12 protein-coding genes are annotated in these 16,444 nt (G+C 67.5%); 9 read left to right on the top strand and 3 right to left on the bottom strand.

Annotation, left to right across the window (positions count from 1 at the left end; translation table 11 throughout):
• Positions 1-49 precede the first annotated feature (49 nt).
• Genes J8I35_RS00935 through J8I35_RS00955 form a run of 5 tightly spaced genes read left to right on the top strand, consistent with a single transcriptional unit; the run spans position 50 to position 5,033 of the window.
• Positions 50-1,012: an ABC transporter substrate-binding protein gene (locus J8I35_RS00935; protein ID WP_006481192.1), complete on the top strand. Its 963-nt coding sequence runs from the start codon at positions 50-52 to the stop codon at positions 1,010-1,012.
• 60 nt (positions 1,013-1,072) lie between these two features.
• Positions 1,073-2,587 carry a sugar ABC transporter ATP-binding protein gene (locus tag J8I35_RS00940; RefSeq protein WP_209924227.1) on the top strand — a complete coding sequence of 505 codons (1,515 nt, stop codon included), beginning with the start codon at positions 1,073-1,075 and terminating at the stop codon, positions 2,585-2,587.
• Positions 2,584-3,627 (top strand): ABC transporter permease, encoded by a 1,044-nt coding sequence (locus J8I35_RS00945; RefSeq protein WP_209924228.1) that lies wholly within the window; start codon positions 2,584-2,586, stop codon positions 3,625-3,627. The genes J8I35_RS00940 and J8I35_RS00945 overlap by 4 nt, the downstream gene beginning before the upstream one ends.
• A complete protein-coding gene (gene yjfF / locus J8I35_RS00950) occupies positions 3,624-4,712 on the top strand; it encodes a galactofuranose ABC transporter, permease protein YjfF (protein ID WP_209924229.1) in 1,089 nt (362 codons plus the stop codon). Before J8I35_RS00945 ends, yjfF begins: the two co-directional genes overlap by 4 nt.
• A 15-nt stretch (positions 4,713-4,727) precedes the next feature.
• Entirely contained in the window at positions 4,728-5,033 is a 306-nt protein-coding gene (locus J8I35_RS00955; protein ID WP_348522246.1) for a hypothetical protein, read from the top strand.
• Positions 5,034-5,067: 34 nt separating this feature from the next.
• On the opposite strand, the gene J8I35_RS00960 is transcribed toward J8I35_RS00955, so the two are convergent.
• Positions 5,068-7,419, bottom strand: coding sequence for a sensor histidine kinase (locus tag J8I35_RS00960; protein WP_209924230.1), 2,352 nt, complete (start codon positions 7,417-7,419; stop codon positions 5,068-5,070).
• On the bottom strand, positions 7,412-8,245 hold the full coding sequence (locus J8I35_RS00965; RefSeq protein ID WP_209924231.1) for a response regulator: 834 nt from the start codon (positions 8,243-8,245) through the stop codon (positions 7,412-7,414). The genes J8I35_RS00960 and J8I35_RS00965 overlap by 8 nt, the downstream gene beginning before the upstream one ends.
• Positions 8,246-9,714: 1,469 nt before the next feature.
• Here J8I35_RS00965 and J8I35_RS00970 point away from each other — a divergent pair.
• The 3 genes from J8I35_RS00970 to J8I35_RS00980 all read left to right on the top strand — a co-directional run bounded on the left by J8I35_RS00970 (position 9,715) and on the right by J8I35_RS00980 (position 15,369).
• Positions 9,715-13,941, top strand: coding sequence for a YadA-like family protein (locus J8I35_RS00970; RefSeq protein ID WP_209924232.1), 4,227 nt, complete (start codon positions 9,715-9,717; stop codon positions 13,939-13,941).
• Between the two features lie 131 nt (positions 13,942-14,072).
• Positions 14,073-14,735 carry an OmpA family protein gene (locus J8I35_RS00975; protein ID WP_089490186.1) on the top strand — a complete coding sequence of 221 codons (663 nt, stop codon included), beginning with the start codon at positions 14,073-14,075 and terminating at the stop codon, positions 14,733-14,735.
• Between the two features lie 316 nt (positions 14,736-15,051).
• A complete protein-coding gene (locus tag J8I35_RS00980) occupies positions 15,052-15,369 on the top strand; it encodes a hypothetical protein (protein ID WP_050013540.1) in 318 nt (105 codons plus the stop codon).
• A 266-nt stretch (positions 15,370-15,635) separates the two neighbouring features.
• On the opposite strand, the gene J8I35_RS00985 is transcribed toward J8I35_RS00980, so the two are convergent.
• Positions 15,636-15,824: a hypothetical protein gene (locus tag J8I35_RS00985; protein WP_050013539.1), complete on the bottom strand. Its 189-nt coding sequence runs from the start codon at positions 15,822-15,824 to the stop codon at positions 15,636-15,638.
• A gap of 311 nt (positions 15,825-16,135) precedes the next feature.
• On the opposite strand from J8I35_RS00985, the gene J8I35_RS00990 reads away from it, so the two are divergent.
• The gene (locus J8I35_RS00990; protein ID WP_050013538.1) at positions 16,136-16,351 is read left to right on the top strand and encodes a DUF3820 family protein; all 216 of its coding nucleotides are present in this window, start codon (positions 16,136-16,138) and stop codon (positions 16,349-16,351) included.
• Positions 16,352-16,444 lie beyond the last annotated feature (93 nt).

The following is a 16,444-nucleotide window of genomic DNA, read 5'->3' on the forward strand; positions in this document are numbered from 1 at the left end:
AGAAACACAACAGCGCCGCGGCACACAACGACATCATCGGAGACGGACCATGACATTCATCAGGAAGCTCGCGGCCGGCGCGATCGTCGCCGCGGCGACGGTGCTGGCAGGCGGCGCGCACGCGCAGCAAAAGCCGATCACGCTCGGGTTCTCGCAGGTCGGCGCGGAAAGCGCGTGGCGCACCGCGAACACCGTATCGGTGAAGGGCGCGGCGAAGGACGCCGGCATCAACCTGAAGTTTTCCGACGCACAGCAGAAACAGGAGAACCAGATTCGCGCGATCCGCTCGTTCATCGCGCAGAAGGTCGACGTGATCGCGTTCTCGCCGGTCGTCGAATCGGGCTGGGAGCCGGTGCTGACCGAAGCGAAGGCCGCGCATATCCCGGTGATCCTGACCGACCGCGGCGTCGACGTGAAGGACCCGTCGCTGTACGTGACGATGATCGGCTCCGACTTCCTCGAGGAAGGGCGGCGCGCCGGCCACTGGCTCGAAGAGCGCTACAAGAACGATGCGGGCCCCATCAATATCGTCGAGCTGCAGGGCACGGTCGGCTCCGCGCCGGCCAACGACCGCCGCGCGGGCCTGCTCGAAGTGATCAAGAACAATCCGAAATTCAAGGTCATCGCATCGCAGAGCGGCGACTTCACGCTCGCCGGCGGCAAGCAGGTGATGGAAGCGTTCGCGAAGACCTACGGCAAGCAGATCAACGTCGTCTACGCGCACAACGACGACATGGCGCTCGGCGCGATCCAGGCGATGGAAGAGGCCGGCATCAAGCCCGGCAAGGACGTCAGCGTCGTGTCGTTCGACGCGACCAAGGGCGGCTTTCAGGCGATGGTCGCGGGCAAGATCAACGTCGACGTCGAATGCAGCCCGCTGCTCGGCCCGCAACTGATGACCGCGGTGAAGGACGTGGTCGCCGGCAAGCAGTTGCCCAAGCGCATCGTGACCAACGAGACGGTGTTCCCGATGAACGTCGCGGCGCAGGTGCTGCCGACCCGCAAGTACTGACCTGTCCGCTCGGACGGCGGCGTCGCGGCCGCCGTCCGGCGACGCTTCGAGGGAGGATGCATGCAGAGTCCGCCGGTGGTCGAGATGATCGGCATCGACAAGTCGTTTCCGGGCGTCAGCGCGCTGCAGCGCGTGGACTTCCGGTTGTTTCCGGGCGAGATCCACGCGCTGATGGGCCAGAACGGCGCGGGCAAGTCGACGCTGATCAACGTGCTCACCGGCGTGCATGCGCACGATGCGGGCGAGATTCGCGTCGGCGGCGCGCCGGTGAATTTCGCCGCGCCGCGCGAGGCGGAGGCGGCCGGGATCCAGACGCTGTATCAGGAAGTGAACCTCTGCGCGAACCTGTCGGTCGCGGAGAACATCTTCGCGGGCCGGCAGCCGATGCGGCGCGGCGCGATCGACTGGAAGACGATCCACGCACGGGCGCGCGACGCGCTCGCCGAACTCGATCTCGCGCTCGACGTCACGCGTTCGCTCGATTCGTATCCGATCGCGGTGCAGCAGATGGTCGCGATCGCGCGGGCGGTGTCGGTCGACGCGCGCGTGCTGATTCTCGACGAACCGACGTCGAGCCTCGACGACGGCGAGGTCGCGCGGCTGTTCGACGTGCTGTGCCGGCTGAAGGCGTCGGGTATCGCGATCCTGTTCGTCACGCATTTTCTCGAGCAGACCTATGCGGTGTCCGACCGGATCACCGTAATGCGCAACGGCGAGCGCGAAGGCGAGTACCTCGCGCGCGACCTGCCGGTCGACGTGCTGGTCGCGAAGATGACCGGCCGCGAGCGCATGTCCGACACGTTGCAGGCCGGCGCCGCCGCGGTCGAGCGTACCGCCGCGGCCGATGCGCCGTTCCTGTCGATGCAGCAGGTCGGCCGGCGCGGGATGATGAGCGCGCTCGATCTCGACGTGCGCCCCGGCGAGATCGTCGGGCTGGCCGGACTGCTCGGCTCGGGCCGCACCGAGACCGCGCAACTGGCGTTCGCCGCCGCGCGCCCCGATACCGGCGCGATCGAGATCGACGGCGCGCGCAAGCGGCTCGCGTCGCCGCACGACGCGGTGCGCAACGGGATCGCGTACTGCCCGGAGGATCGCAAGAAGGAGGGTATCGTCGCCGCACTGTCGATCCGCGAGAACATCGTGCTCGCGCTGCAGGCGCGGCGCGGCTGGTGGCGGCTGATCGGTCGGGCGCGCCAGCGCGAGATTGCCGACACGTATATCGCGCGGCTCGGCATCAAGGCGCGCGACGCGGAACAGCCGATCGGGCTGCTGTCGGGCGGCAACCAGCAGAAGGTGCTGCTCGCGCGCTGGCTCGCGACGGACCCGAAGCTGCTGATTCTCGACGAGCCGACGCGCGGCATCGACGTCGCCGCGAAGTTCGACATCATGGAGCGCGTGCTCGCGCTGTGCGCGCAGGGGCTTGCGATCCTGTTCATCTCGTCGGAGATCGGCGAGGTCGTGCGCGTGAGCCACCGGATCGCGGTGCTGCGCGACCGGCGCAAGGTCGCGGAGCTGAGCGGCGCCGATGCGTCCGAGGAACAGGTTTACCGGTTGATCGCAGGAGGCCAGTCATGACGTGGCTACGCACGCTGTTTCGTCATTCGCTCGCGTGGCCGGTGCTGACGCTCGTGCTGCTGTTCGCGCTGGACGTCGCGCATCGTCCCGGTTTCCTGTCGATCGCGCTGCTCGACGGCCATCTGTTCGGCGCGCCGATCGACATCCTGAATCGCGCGGCGCCGCTCGTGATCGTGTCGCTCGGCATGACGCTCGTGATCGCGACGCGCGGGATCGACATCTCGGTCGGCGCGATCGTCGCGATCGCCGGCGCGGCGGCCGCGACCGTGCTGGAGGCGGACCCGTCGCAAGTCGGCACGGCGCTGGTCGCCGCGCTCGGCGTCGGGCTGCTGGCCGGCGCGTGGAACGGGCTGCTCGTCGCCTTCGTCGGGATGCAGCCGATCATCGCGACGCTGATCCTGATGGTGGCCGGGCGCGGCATCGCGCAACTGCTGACGGGCGGCCAGATCATCCCGATCGGGGCGCCCGGCTACCTCGCACTCGGCGGCGGCTATCTCGCGACCGTGCCGTGCGCGGTGTGGATCGCGCTGGCGACGATCGGCGCGATCGCGCTGCTGGTGAACCGCACGGCGCTCGGGCTGTTCATTCGCGCGATCGGCGTGAATCCGGTCGCGACGCGGCTCGTCGGGCTGCGCTCGGGCGCGATCGTGTTTGGCGTATATCTGTGCTCGGGCGTGATGTCGGCGCTCGCGGGCATCCTCGCGAGCTCGAACGTGCGCAGCGCCGACGGCAACAACGCGGGGCTGCTGCTCGAACTCGACGCGATCCTCGCGGTCACGCTCGGTGGCACGTCGCTGCTCGGCGGCCGCTTCAGCCTCGCGGGCTCGGTGCTCGGCGCGCTGATCATCCAGACGCTCACCTACACGACCTATTCGATCGGCGTGCCGCCGGAGGCGACGCTCGTCGTCAAGGCGGTCGTCGTGATCGTCGTGACGCTGATCCAGTCGGACGCGGCGCGTGCGCTGCTGGTGCGGCGCGCGTCGCGGCTGCTGCCTTCCGCGCGATCGCGCGCCACCACCACCGGAGCGACGCCGCGATGACCCGTTTTCTTGGCCGCCTCGCCGATCCGCGCACGCTGCCGATCGTCGTGACGATCGTGCTGTTCGCCGCGCTGTTCGGCTTCGGGTCCGTGATGTACACGGGCTTTTTCTCGATGCAGGTGCTCACAGGGCTGCTCGTCGACAACGCGTTCCTGCTGATCGTCGCGATCGGGATGACGTTCGTGATCGTGTCGGGCGGCATCGACCTGTCGGTCGGCTCGGTCGTTGCGCTGACAACGATCTTCTGCGCGGTCGGCGCCGAACGGCTGCACTGGCCCGTGTGGGTGATCGTGCCGCTGGTGCTCGCGTTCGGCGCGCTGTACGGCGCGGCGATGGGCGCGCTGATCCACTACTTCAAGCTGCAGCCGTTCATCGTCACGCTCGCCGGGATGTTTCTCGCGCGCGGCGCGTGCTTCCTGATCACGACGCAGTCGATCACGATCAATGCGCCGGCGTTCCATGCGATCGCGGGCATCAGCGTGCCGCTCGGCAGCGGCATGCTGAGCGCCGGTGCGCTGATCGCGCTCGCGACGCTCGCCGTCGCGATCTACGTCGCGCATTTCACGCGCTTCGGCCGCAACGTGTATGCGGTCGGCGGCAACGAACGCTCGGCGCTGCTGATGGGCTTGCCGGTCGCGCGCACGAAGGTCTGCGTCTATGCGCTGAGCGGCTTCTGTTCGGCGCTCGGCGGCGTGGTGTTCACGCTCTACGTGCTGTCGGGCTACGGGCTGCAGGCGCAGGGGATGGAGCTCGACGCGATCGCCGCGACCGTGATCGGCGGCACGCTGCTGACGGGCGGCGTGGGCTACGTGATCGGCTCGGTGTTCGGCGTCGGCATCCTCGGCACGATCCAGGTGCTGATCACGTTCGACGGCACGCTGAGTTCGTGGTGGACGCGGATCGTGATCGGCGCGCTGCTGTGCGTGTTCTGCGTGCTGCAGCGGGTCATCGAGCGGCACGCGACGCGGCGCCGCACCGGCGGCACGGGGCTCGGCGCGCGGCGGCCGACGCAGGCTGCCGCGCCCGCGCGGCCGGCGCCGCCCAAGGAGGACATCGGGCTGGTATCGACGATGCGGCGATCGTAGTGCGACCGACTACCCGTGCGCGAGGAGAACACGATGAAGCGCGATGATCTGACGACGGGCATGGCCGATGCGCTGGCCGTCGAGCATGGCCGTCGGCCGCTGCTCGACCTGGGCGACGCGCGCGATTGCCGGATCGTGGCCGACGCGCTGCGGGTGCTGCTGCGCGAGCGCTCGGAAGCGCTGGCGTTCTCGATGCGCGTGGCGGACGAGCATGGCCGCCCGCGTCCGGATGCCGGCGAATTCGGCTTGACCGACATCATTCGGCTGGCCCGCGTGGTCGAGCGGGCCGATCGGCGGCGCGCGGGAATCGCGGTGGAGTGACGCGCGCGGCCGCATGCCGCCTGCGTCCGCGCCGTCACGCCGGCCCGGTCGTGTCCGCCTCGGTGTCGAACGACGTATCCGCGACGCGCGTGCGTTTCAGCGAGCCGGCCAGTCTTTCGATCGCCGGCAAGTCCAGCGCATCGAGGTGCGCGCGCACTTCCTGCGCGAACGGCGCATGGTCCGGCTCGTCCGCATACTGGCCGAGCCATTCCTCGATATCGGTCAGCCGGCCCTCGCCGGCGAGCGCGATCAGCTCGGCGAGCGCGTCGGCGGGCGGGCAGCGCATCGCGGGCGCGGCGCTGGCCGGTTCCGCTTCGACGGCGGGATCAAACCGCCTGACGAGCCCCGACGCCGGCGCGAGCGCATGGCCGAGGGCCGGCGCGACGACCGCGAACGAGAACGTCGTGCCGACGCCCGGCTGGCTCGCGACGGCCAGCTCGCCGCCCATCGCGGCGACGATGCGCTGCGCGATGAACAGGCCGAGCCCGGTGCCGCCGTTCACCGCCTGCACCTGCTGGTACGCGCGGAAGATGTCATCGGTCGCGCCGATGTCGATGCCGATGCCCGTATCGGCGACCTCGAACAGCAGGCGCCATGCATCGCCTTCGCGCGACGCGTGAACCGACAGCGCGACCGTGCCGTCGCGCGTGAATTTCGATGCGTTCGACAGCAGGTTCAGCAATACCTGTTGCAGGCGAATGCCGTCGATCCGCACCGTGCGCGGCAGCGCCGTGACCGGCCGATAGACGAACCGGTTGTGCTGCTGCTCGCACAGCGCGGCCGCGTAGTGGCCGATGTCGTCCAGCAGCCCGGGCAGGTCGGTGCGATCGGGCACGACGCCGAGCGGCTGGAGTTCGGCCTTCGTGAACGCGAGCAATTCGTCGATCAACGCGAGCTGATAGCGGATGCTGCGGTCGATCGACCGGATCAGCCGCGCCTGCCCGCGCGTCGCGCCTTGCAGCAGCAGCTTCGCGTAGCCGTTGATCGTCGACAGCGGCGCGCGCAGGTCGTGGCTGACATAGCCGAGCGTCTCGATCTTCTGCTGCATGTGCGTCTTCGATTGCTGCAACGCTTCGTTGAGCGCCACCGTGCGCCGCGCGACCTCGTCGCGCAGCCGGTCCTGCTCGGTGAGCTGCCAGTGTTCGAGCCGCTTGCGCGCCTCGGTGCGCTGCCGGCCCACGTGGTGGATCCACGCGGCCAGCACCAGCAGGTGCGTCGCCAGCCCGATGATCGCGATGACGGGGTTCGGAAAGACGTCGGAGTGGATCCATGACAGCACGGACGGCAACGCATCGCGGCCGTCGAGTATGCGGATCAGCATGTTGAAGGTCGCGAACCCGACCGCAATCAGCATCACGCGGGCCGTCGGGGTGCGCCGGATCACGAGCATCAGTGCGAGACTGATGTTGACGAGCGCGAGCACGGTGTTCAGCCACAGGCAGAACCGGGCGAAGGTCGCCAGATCGCCGAATGCCGCGCCGGTCATCCCCGCGCATTCGAGCGCGAGAAACACCATGTACACCGCGCGCATCGGGATGTTCGCCTTCTCGCGATGCGAGACCATCAGGATGAAGGCGATGAAGCACGCAACGGACAGGTACACGAAGATCGTTTCGCCGCGCGTCGACCACTCGCGCGCGCCGGGCGACAGGAGCATCGCGAGATAGCCGCGGTACGCCGCTTCGAACAGCGCGGTGTTCAGGGTGAGCGCGGCCAGCACGTGAAACACGCCGCTGCGCGAAAAGAAGCCGATCAGCAGCGCACACCAGACGAGGGCGAGCAGCCCGCCGAAGAATCCGAAATTCCACATCGACGCGTGCAACTCCTGCGCGATCCACGCGTCGCGGGTGAACGCGACCGGCGCAAGCCGCATTTCCTTGCGCGACGTGATGCGGATCAGCACGGGGAGTCGTTCGCCCGCGCGCAGCGTGACGTCGAGGGTCGGGTAGCGCGCCGGCGCACCGCTCGCGTCGCCGCGGTCGGCCGGGAAGCTGCGCTCGAGCATCCATTGGCCGTGCCGGTCGACATAGAAGTCGGCGCGATCGACGCGCGCGTCGCGAATCGCGAGCACCAGCGGGCGCGTCTCGCTGTCGCGGTTGACCAGCGTCGCGCGAACCCACCACGCCGAGCGCGAAAACGACACGTTGAACGCGGTCGCGGTTGTCGGGGCCGCGCGTCGCGACGGCTCGGCGAGCTGCGCGGCTACCTCGGCGGCGGACATCGTCGCGCCGGCGTCTTCGAACACCGATACGGCTTCGAGTTGCGCGGGATTCGGCGCCGTTGCGGCACGGGCCGTGGCGTACGTGACGCACGTGGCGGCCAGCGCCGCCAGAAGCAGGAGCGCCGCGCGACAACCCGCCGCCCATGCCGCGCCGCGCCTACGCATCGCCGTGGCGCCCGCCCGGTGCGGCCGGCGCGTCGAGCGCGTGGCGCTGGCGTCGCCAGTCGGACGGCGTGATGCCGAAGCGCTCGCGAAACGCCGTCGCGAAGTTGCCGGGCGTGGAGAAGCCGATTTCCTCCGCGATGTCGCCGATCCCCATCGACGTTTCCGACAGGAAGTGCATCGCGGCGCGCAGCCGCGTGTCCCGCAGATACTCGAACACGGTCTGGCCGAGATGATCGCGGAACACGCGCGACAGCCGCTTTTCGTGCGTGCCGACCTGTTTGGCGAGATCCTCCAGCGCCGGCGGATGGCGCAGGTCGCGCAGCAGCACGTCGCTCGCCGCGCGCACGAGGGCCGCGTCGGGACTGTCGGGCAGTTCGGGCAGGTGCGCGAACGGCTGGCTGCGCCGCACGCGCTTCAGGTGATTGCGGATCCGCGCAATGACTTCCGCGGGTTCGAACGGCTTGACGATGTAGTCGAGCGCCCCCGTTTCGAGCCCCGCGATGCGATCGTCGAGATCGCCCGCAGCCGTCAGGATGATCACCGGAATGGACTGCGTCGACGGCGTCGACGCCAGCAGCCGGCTCGCGGCGAAACCGTCCATGCGCGGCATGCGCACGTCCATCAGGATCAGGTCGGGCGCGATGGCCTGTGCACGGTGGTACGCCTGCAGCCCGTCGAACGCGACGCTGATCCGGCATTGCGCGGTGCGCAGGATTTCGGTCAGGAGCCGCAGGTCGTTCGGGCGGTCGTCGACGATCAGAATATGTGCGCCAGCGAGATCCGGCGTGGTGCGAGGCGGCGCCGGACTGGGCAAGCGGGATGGCATGGTTGCGAACGCGTTGGAAGGGAGGGGGGCCGATCAGATCGTCAACATCGTTATCTGGACGATTGTTGCAAAAAATTATATGCCGACAATAGCGCCGGTGGCGGGATTCCGTGCGGCGCGTGTGGGCTTGTCGCACGGCGTCGCGAGTATGCGGCGGTGTCGTCCGTTTTCCGGGAAAAGGGCAGGGAAAATATGCCGAGTCGACTTCGTTGATTTCGGTCTTTATTTCCGATTATATGATTGTCGAAGTTGAAATGGCCCGAATCATGAATTCGCACTCGAATTATCGAAAATTCGATGGCGATGTGTAATGACGTTCGCTAAATCATGAATCGTTCGATTAATTTCCGGCCGATTCGGGATCGATATTGCGTTGTCGTGAAAATCGGGTTGCCTTCCAATATGTATGAATGTAAATGCAGTCCGCTCTGGAAAAGGGTTTGTCCGCCGCAGAAAAGGTTTTTTTGAGGGAATGTCGGCAAACTAGCCCTGACGCGGCTGGAATCGGTTCTTTCACGGACGTCGGCTGCTGTAAAGATTGCGGTTGTCATCGCCGTCCGGGCATCCAGTATTCAACGTTTCATTGAAGAATGGCATTCCCGCATGATGGGACGAGGCAACGAAAATAATGGGCACGAGGTAATGAAAACGTCATCGTTCGCGCCATCGCTCGATGTGAAAGGCGAGTCGCGAAGCGGTGAGGTTTTCCGGGTGTTTGAGGCATCGGGCAACAAGAAATCGTCAAACAAATTCGATTGATTAATTCGATGCCGGGGTCGTTCGGCGCGTGGCCGGTTGTTCGGGGAAATCCGGAACGGCCGTCGCCGGTCGGACGAAAAAGGGGTGGGCGACTTCGCGTCGGCGGCCGGGCGGTTCGACCGAGCCGGCGGCCACGCGCGGCGCTCTTCGAATCAGGCGGATACGAACAATATGAATACGACAAGCATGGCAGGTCAGCGCACCGGGTCGATCGATCCGGTGCCGGCTGTCAGCGTCAGCGATCCGGCGGCGCATGCTTCAGATCCGGGGACGGCACGGCGCCTTACGCCGCCTGAATGAAACACGACGGGCCACCCGCGGCGCGGGTCGGTATCCGTTCGTCCAGCGTCCGAGCGACGCATTTCCAGTGAGAGTCGAAGTCGCCTTCCGTTTGGCGCGACGGTGTACGCACGTGCGGATGCGCGCTGCGTCGTGCGTCATGTCGCCGTCGGGCCGGCGATGTCGATGTCCATCAATCGATAACTGACGATCGTGATCGCGCAGCGCGCCGAACGGGCATGCGCGGCGGTCGATCGTGCAATCGCGACGTGGGTCGCGCGTGTCGGGCACCGCCGTACGTTGTTTTGATTAGTCATGCAAAGTAAGTGGCGGGACGTCGCGATACAGGCGAAAGCAAAGCGGTCAGCACTTCGCCTGGCACCGCGCCCGCTGCTGCGTCATCCAGCACATGTGAACCGAGGGAAAACAAGATGAACAAGTCGTTCAAGTCGATCTGGAACGAAGCACTGGGCGCCTGGGTTGCGGCGTCGGAGCTCGATCGTGCGCGCGGAAAGCGGGTTGCGTCGTCGAGAAGAGCATCCGCGCATGCGGCAGACGCGGGCATCGGGACGAACCCGACGCTTTCGCCCAGACGGCTCGTCGTGATGATGGCGGCCGCGTATCTCGGGCTGTTCCAGGCCAGTGCGCATGCGCAATATTCGGCAGGTGGCGGCTCCGCGACCGGTGGCGCCAGTTCGACGGCGATCGGCAACGGTTCCGTAGCGTCGCAGGTGAATGCTACCTCTTATGGCAATCTGTCGACGGCGGCTGGTCAGTCGTCCACGGCGATCGGCCCGGGCGCGCATGCGATGGCCGACGGCGCGACGGCCATCGGCATCAATTCGCAGGCCACCGGCTTCAACGGTGTGGCGATGGGCGTGCAGTCGATTGGCAGCGGCGCCTTTTCGGTTGCCGTCGGCAACCTGTCGAGTGCGACGCAAAGCGGATCGGTGGCGATGGGTAGCGGTGCGGTCGCGACGGGTGTGTCGGCCATCGGCCTCGGCAACAATGCGCTGGCGTCCGGTCAGTATGCCGCGGCGCTCGGTCTCGGCGCGAGCGCGGTAGGCGCACAAAGCGTCTCGCTCGGCTATGCGTCGAATGCAATCAATACGGGCTCGGTTGCGCTCGGCAATCAGTCGACGAGTTCGGGAGCGGCCGGCGTCGCGGTGGGCAGCGGCTCGCTGGCTGCCGGAAATTCGGGTGTGGCGATGGGCGTCAACAGCGGCGCGAAGGGCACCGCGTCGATCGCGATCGGCTGGGGCGGCACGGCGGGCGTGCCCGGTTCGGGCACGCAGTCGCTCGGCACCAATTCGATCGCGATGGGCTCGAATACGACGGCCAGCGCCAACAACGCGCTTGCGTTCGGTGTGAACACTGTTGGATCGGGCGTCAGTTCGATCGCGATGGGCATTCAATCGAGCGCGACGCAGCAGTTCGGCCTGGCGTTGGGCAATCTCGCGCTCGCCACCGGCGTAGGGAGCACCGCCCTGGGCTCCAGCGCGACGGCATCGCAGACCAACGCGTTCGCGGCCGGCACCTCCAGCACGGCGACCGGCACCAATGCGATCGCCTTGGGCACGCAGGCCACGTCCGCCGCCACGAACACGGTCGCCTTGGGGGCTGCGTCTTCCGCGATCGACGACGGCAGTGTTGCCATCGGCGCTTCGTCGATCGCCGGCAACAACACCGGCACGCCAACCTATCGTGCTACGGCAGTCGGTACCGGCAGCCAGGCGACAGGTCAGTTCTCGTCCGCATTCGGCGCGACCGCGGTCGCGACAGGTACTGCCGCCGTGGCGATCGGCGATGCCGCCAGTGCGTCGGCCGCCAACGCGATTGCCATGGGAAGCAGCGCCACCGCTGATTCCGGCAACGCCGTCGCGATCGGCACAGGCGCCACCGCGACGGGCGGCACGGCGGTTTCCATCGGCGCGGGCAACACTGCCGTCGGCAACGGTGCGGTAGCGATCGGCGATCCGAGCTACGCCAGCGGCACCGGTGCTTTCACGGGTGGTGCGAACAACATTGCCAATAGCGACGGCACCGCATCTGCGACGGTCACCAATCAAGCCAATGGCGCGGTGGCGATCGGCAACAACAACAAGGCGATCGGTCAGGGCAGCGTCGCGTTGGGCAACGGTTCGACGGCGGGCGCGGCGGGGATGGCCGGCAATATCGCGTTGGGTGACGGCGCGACGGCGGCGACCCGTGCCGGCGACGTCGCGCTCGGCTCCGGGTCGGTGACGGCCGCGCCGAATCCGACTGCGACCGGAACGCTCGGCGGCGTCATCTACAACTACAAGGGCACGAATCCGACCAGCGTCGTCAGCGTCGGCGCGCCGAACGCCGAACGTCAGATCACCAACGTCGCGGCCGGGCGTGTCGATGCGTCGAGCACGGACGCGATCAACGGGTCGCAGCTCGCCGCGACGAACACGGCGCTCGATTCGCTGTCGACGTCGACTGCATCGAGCATCACGTCGCTGTCCACCGGCGTGTCGTCGTTGTCGACCGGCCTGAGCTCGACCAATAGCACGGTAACATCGCTGTCCACGTCGACGTCCACGGGCATCAGTTCGCTGTCCACCGGCCTGAGCTCGACCAACAGCACGATCACGTCGCTGTCCACGTCGACGTCGACCGTCGTCGGCTCGCTGTCGACCGGCCTGAGTTCGACCAATAGCACGATCACGTCGCTGTCCACGTCGACCTCGACCGTCGTCGGCTCGCTGTCCACCGGCCTGAGTTCGACCAACAGCACGATCACGTCGCTGTCCACGTCGACCTCGACCGTCGTCGGCTCGCTGTCCACCGGCTTGAGCTCGACCAACAGCAACCTGACTTCGCTGTCCACCGCCACGTCGACCGGCATCGGTTCGCTGTCGACCAGCCTGAGCTCGATCACGAACAACAACACGAACCTCGGCAACAGCACGGCCGGCGCGATCGGCGGCGGCGCCACCTACGATCCGACCACCGGCACGATCTCGTCACCGTCGTACGTCACGTACAACAGCGACGGCTCCACCACGATCAACAACAACGTCGGCTCGGCGATCGACAACATCAACGCGAACGGCATCAAGTACTTCCACGCGAACTCCACCGCGCCGGACAGCCAGGCGCTCGGCCTGGACAGCGTCGCGATCGGCCCGAACGCGATTTCTCGCGTGGACGGCAGCATCGCGCTCGGCGCCGGTTCGGTGGCCGACCGCGCGACGGCGCCCGCCTCCGGCATCATCCGCAACGGCAGCGCGTCGATCCCGTTCGATACGACCGACCAGACGCTGCTCGGCGCGGTATCGGTCGGCGATGCGACGAACCGGACGTACCGCCAGATCACCAACGTCGCCGACGGCACCGGCCAGCAGGATGCGGTGACGGTGCGCCAGCTGACCGGCGCGCTGCAGTCGTTCGCGGTCACGGGCCAGAAGTATTTCCACGCGAATTCGACGGCCGGCGATTCGCTCGCCGTCGGCGCGGAATCGATCGCGGTCGGGCCGACGACGGTCGTCAACGGCGACAACGGCGTGGGCATCGGCAACGGCGCGATCGTCGACCAGACTGCGCCGGGCGGCATCGCGATCGGGCAGGCGGCGAGTGCCGCGCAGGCCGATGCGATCGCGCTGGGCAGCGGTGCGACGGCGACCGGCGCGCAGTCGGTCGCACAAGGCGCCAACGCGGTGGCGGTCAGCGTGGGCAGCGTCGCGCTCGGCTCGGGGGCGCGCGGCAGCGCGACCGATGCGCTTGCGCTCGGCGCAGGGGCCTCGGCGACGTTCGCGAACAGCGTCGCGCTCGGCGCCGGTTCGCTGACCACCGTCGGCGCGCTGACGAACTACTTCGCGTACGGGCTGAGCAGCCCGCAGTCGTCGGCCGGCGAAGTGAACGTCGGCAACCGGCAGATCACCGGGCTGGCCGCCGGCAAGAACGGCACGGACGCGGTGAACGTGTCGCAGCTCGATTCGGTCGCGAACCAGCTGACGACGTTGATCGACCAGCGCACGACCAACCTCGGCGGGCAGTACACGACGAACCCGCCCGGCGGCAACGTGCCGCCGGGGGCGAGCGGTTCGAATTCGTCGGCGGGCGGGTCGGGGGCGGTCGCGTCGGGCTCGAACAGCACGGCGGTCGGCAACAGCTCGACGGCGTCCGGCAACGGCTCGACCGCGATCGGCGTGGGGTCGACCGCATCGGGCAACAACTCGACCGCGATCGGCGCGGGCAGCAACGACGGCGGCCGCTCGAACGTGGTCGCGGTCGGCTCGGCGGATTCGGCGCGGCAGGTCGTGAACGTCGCGGCCGGCACGCAGGGCACCGACGCGGTGAACGTGAACCAGCTGAATGCGGTATCGAACCAGTTCACGCAGTCCCTGAACACGGTCAACAACCAGCTCACGCAGATGCAGCAGCAGATCCAGCAGACCGATTCGATGGCCCGCGAGGGGATCGCCGCGACCGCCGCGATGGCGTCGATCCCGCACATGGACCGCGATTCGAACTTCGCGATGGGGGTCGGCACGGCGACGTTCCAGGGGCAGAAGGCGATGGCGGTCGGCGTGCAGGCGCGCGTCACGGAGAACCTGAAGGCGACGCTGAACGGCGGTTTCGCCGGCAGCCAGCGCGTGGTCGGCGCGGGCGTGCTGTATCAGTGGAAGTGATCGCGCGCAGCGGTTCGTTCCGGCACGCGTTGCCGGAGCGGGCCGCGCCGAACGCAAACGCAAATGCATGCGCGTGCGGTCGCGTCATCGCGCCGCGCACGCTGCGCCCATCGCATTCTCGGAGTAATCAAGTGAAAAACATCCATCTTGCCCTGCTGACGTCCGTCGTTGCCCTCGCGGGTTGTTCGAGTGCGTCGGGGCCGACGTACAACGCGTACGAACTGCAGTCGCGAAACGGCATCCGGACGTTCCAGGTCGACTGTCACGGCATCCTGTCGACCGCGAAGACCTGCATGAAGGTCGCGACGCGCATGTGCGGCAACGAGCCGGTGCGCCTGGTCGACACCACCACGCCGTACCGCGACGGCGCCGATCCGCATTCGATCGTGTTCCAGTGCGGTGCGGCGCCCGCGCCGGCCGCCGCGGTCGTTGCGCCGGCGCCCGTGTCGGCCGAGAAGGTGAGCCTGACCGGCGATGCGTATTTCGCGACCGACTCGGCCGTGCTGACGCCCGCGGCCACCGCCGCGCTCGACACGCTGCTGAACCGGCAGGGCGACCGGCATTTCTCGCGCGTGGAAGTGGACGGCTATACCGACGCGACCGGTTCGGACGCGCACAACCAGGCGCTGTCGAAGCGCCGGGCGGATGCGGTCGCGGGGTATCTGCGCGAGCACGGGCTGAAAGCGGATGCGTTCGCCGCAACCGGTCACGGCGAAGCCAATCCGGCGGCGTCGAACGATACCGCGGAGGGGCGCGCGCGCAATCGTCGCGTGGAGATTTCGCTGCGGAAGTGAGAGGTCGTCAGCGAATGGCTGCGGGCGTGGCCGTCGAAACCGGACGGCTCGCTTGCGGCAGGCGACGTCCGGAGACGCAGGCGGGTGAGTCCCGACGCTCTCCAGTTCAGCGACACGTGTTTTCCCCATGGGAAATGAGTGGTATGAACAGCTCGCGGCTCCCCGACAAACTGGCCGAGCCGCTGAATGACCGACCCAGGCCGCTGTTCGCCTGTCGAGCCCATACGTTTGATCCGCCGCAAGCGCGCACCCATCGCGGCTCGCATGTTCGCAATGGACGAGTACACTGAGGATGCCGTAGAAACAGGAGAATGCGATGATCGACGCTGGCCCCCAAAGCACCTTCCGAGGGCTGCCGCTGACCGTGGAGCAAGACGCGGAAGTGAGGCACTACATCAAGGATCGGACCCGGCGTGGGCTGCCATGGGACACGTCGGAGTTGAGCGCGATGCTCGAGGACATGCTGCATCCCCCAGGCGACGGCGACAGCGATGTCGCCTCCGACGCAGACGAAACCATCGCGGCGGCCGAGCGCGCAACGGCGTCGGTTGACGAAGCGATGGACCCGATCGAGGCGAATGAGGAGTGGAATGCGGCCATGGAGTCGGAGGGCATGAAAGGCCCCAGACGATAGATAAATCGGAGCAACGACGCTCCGGTTCCCGGCAGCGCCGCATACGAGGCGTGCGCGCCGGATGCCGGGCGTTTCAGGAAAGGCGCGTGCGCCGTACACGGTGGGACTGTTGATGCGCAGGGCGACCCCATCGCGAGAATCACGACACGCAATTCGTCCGTTCGCAGGGAATTTCGTACGCAGCCGATCGCGCCGCCGATGTCACATGGCGCCAGCGGAGCCGCCAGCCGCATCACGTCGCCGAGCGCCCGGAAGCGGGCGCCATGTCAGTGCCTGAGCACGCAGACGGCGACGATTTCGTATCCGGGATCGGCATGCGCGTGCGCTGCCTTTTCCGCTTCTTCGTACGAAAGAAACGACGTGGCATCTTCAACCGCCGGTGCCATGCCGATATCGCCATCCTCGGCGGTACACAGGAATTGCTCGCCAGTCTTCACGACGTAGACGGACAACATGATTCCCTCCATCGTTTGCAGGGGGAAGTTCCAGTCTAGCAGGCCGGAAACGGGGCGCGGGCGGTTTGGAGCGGCCTTTCCGTGAGGTCGTTGCCGAAAGGGCGGCCGCGTCGAATGTCCGTGCGTCAATCCGGCCGGCGCATCCGGATTCACCGAGGCTTGATCCGACGGGCAACCGGCGCCGCCGGCCGGAGGTGATCGATGGCCGTCACGCTGGAACTGCGTCACGATTCGGCCTCCCGTGAAGGGTCGAATCCGGCCTTCGATCGCTCGGCCCCCGACGCGAGCGGAAAGCCGTGCACAATACCCGCATGCAAACCCCAGACCTTGAACAACTCGTCACCGTCACCATGCCCTTTGGAAAATACAAGGGACGGCCGATTGCCGACCTGCCCGGGCCTTACCTGAATTGGCTGGCCCGCGAAGGGTTCCCGCACGGCGAAATCGGCCGGCAGCTTGCGTTGATGCACGAAATCGATCACAACGGCTTGCGGCACCTGTTGGAGCCGTTGCGCAAACGCGGATAGCACCCCTCTCAATCAGCGGCGCATGCCCTGGCATGTCACGCGGGCGCGTCGCGCATGCATCGCCGCCGTATGGCCCGCGCGCACCTGGCGCGC

The sequence above is a fragment of the Burkholderia sp. CpTa8-5 genome (assembly GCF_017815045.1).
Taxonomy (GTDB): domain Bacteria; phylum Pseudomonadota; class Gammaproteobacteria; order Burkholderiales; family Burkholderiaceae; genus Burkholderia; species Burkholderia sola.

Bases quoted from the DNA above. Each gene is read 5' to 3' on its own strand.
- J8I35_RS00935 (WP_006481192.1), top strand. From the start codon at position 50: ATGACATTCATCAGGAAGCTCGCGGCCGGCGCGATCGTCGCCGCGGCG.
- J8I35_RS00940 (WP_209924227.1), top strand. From the start codon at position 1,073: ATGCAGAGTCCGCCGGTGGTCGAGATGATCGGCATCGACAAGTCGTTT.
- J8I35_RS00945 (WP_209924228.1), top strand. From the start codon at position 2,584: ATGACGTGGCTACGCACGCTGTTTCGTCATTCGCTCGCGTGGCCGGTG.
- yjfF (WP_209924229.1), top strand. From the start codon at position 3,624: ATGACCCGTTTTCTTGGCCGCCTCGCCGATCCGCGCACGCTGCCGATC.
- J8I35_RS00960 (WP_209924230.1), bottom strand. From the start codon at position 7,419: ATGCGTAGGCGCGGCGCGGCATGGGCGGCGGGTTGTCGCGCGGCGCTC.
- J8I35_RS00965 (WP_209924231.1), bottom strand. From the start codon at position 8,245: ATGCCATCCCGCTTGCCCAGTCCGGCGCCGCCTCGCACCACGCCGGAT.
- J8I35_RS00970 (WP_209924232.1), top strand. From the start codon at position 9,715: ATGAACAAGTCGTTCAAGTCGATCTGGAACGAAGCACTGGGCGCCTGG.
- J8I35_RS00980 (WP_050013540.1), top strand. From the start codon at position 15,052: ATGATCGACGCTGGCCCCCAAAGCACCTTCCGAGGGCTGCCGCTGACC.
- J8I35_RS00985 (WP_050013539.1), bottom strand. From the start codon at position 15,824: ATGTTGTCCGTCTACGTCGTGAAGACTGGCGAGCAATTCCTGTGTACC.
- J8I35_RS00990 (WP_050013538.1), top strand. From the start codon at position 16,136: ATGCAAACCCCAGACCTTGAACAACTCGTCACCGTCACCATGCCCTTT.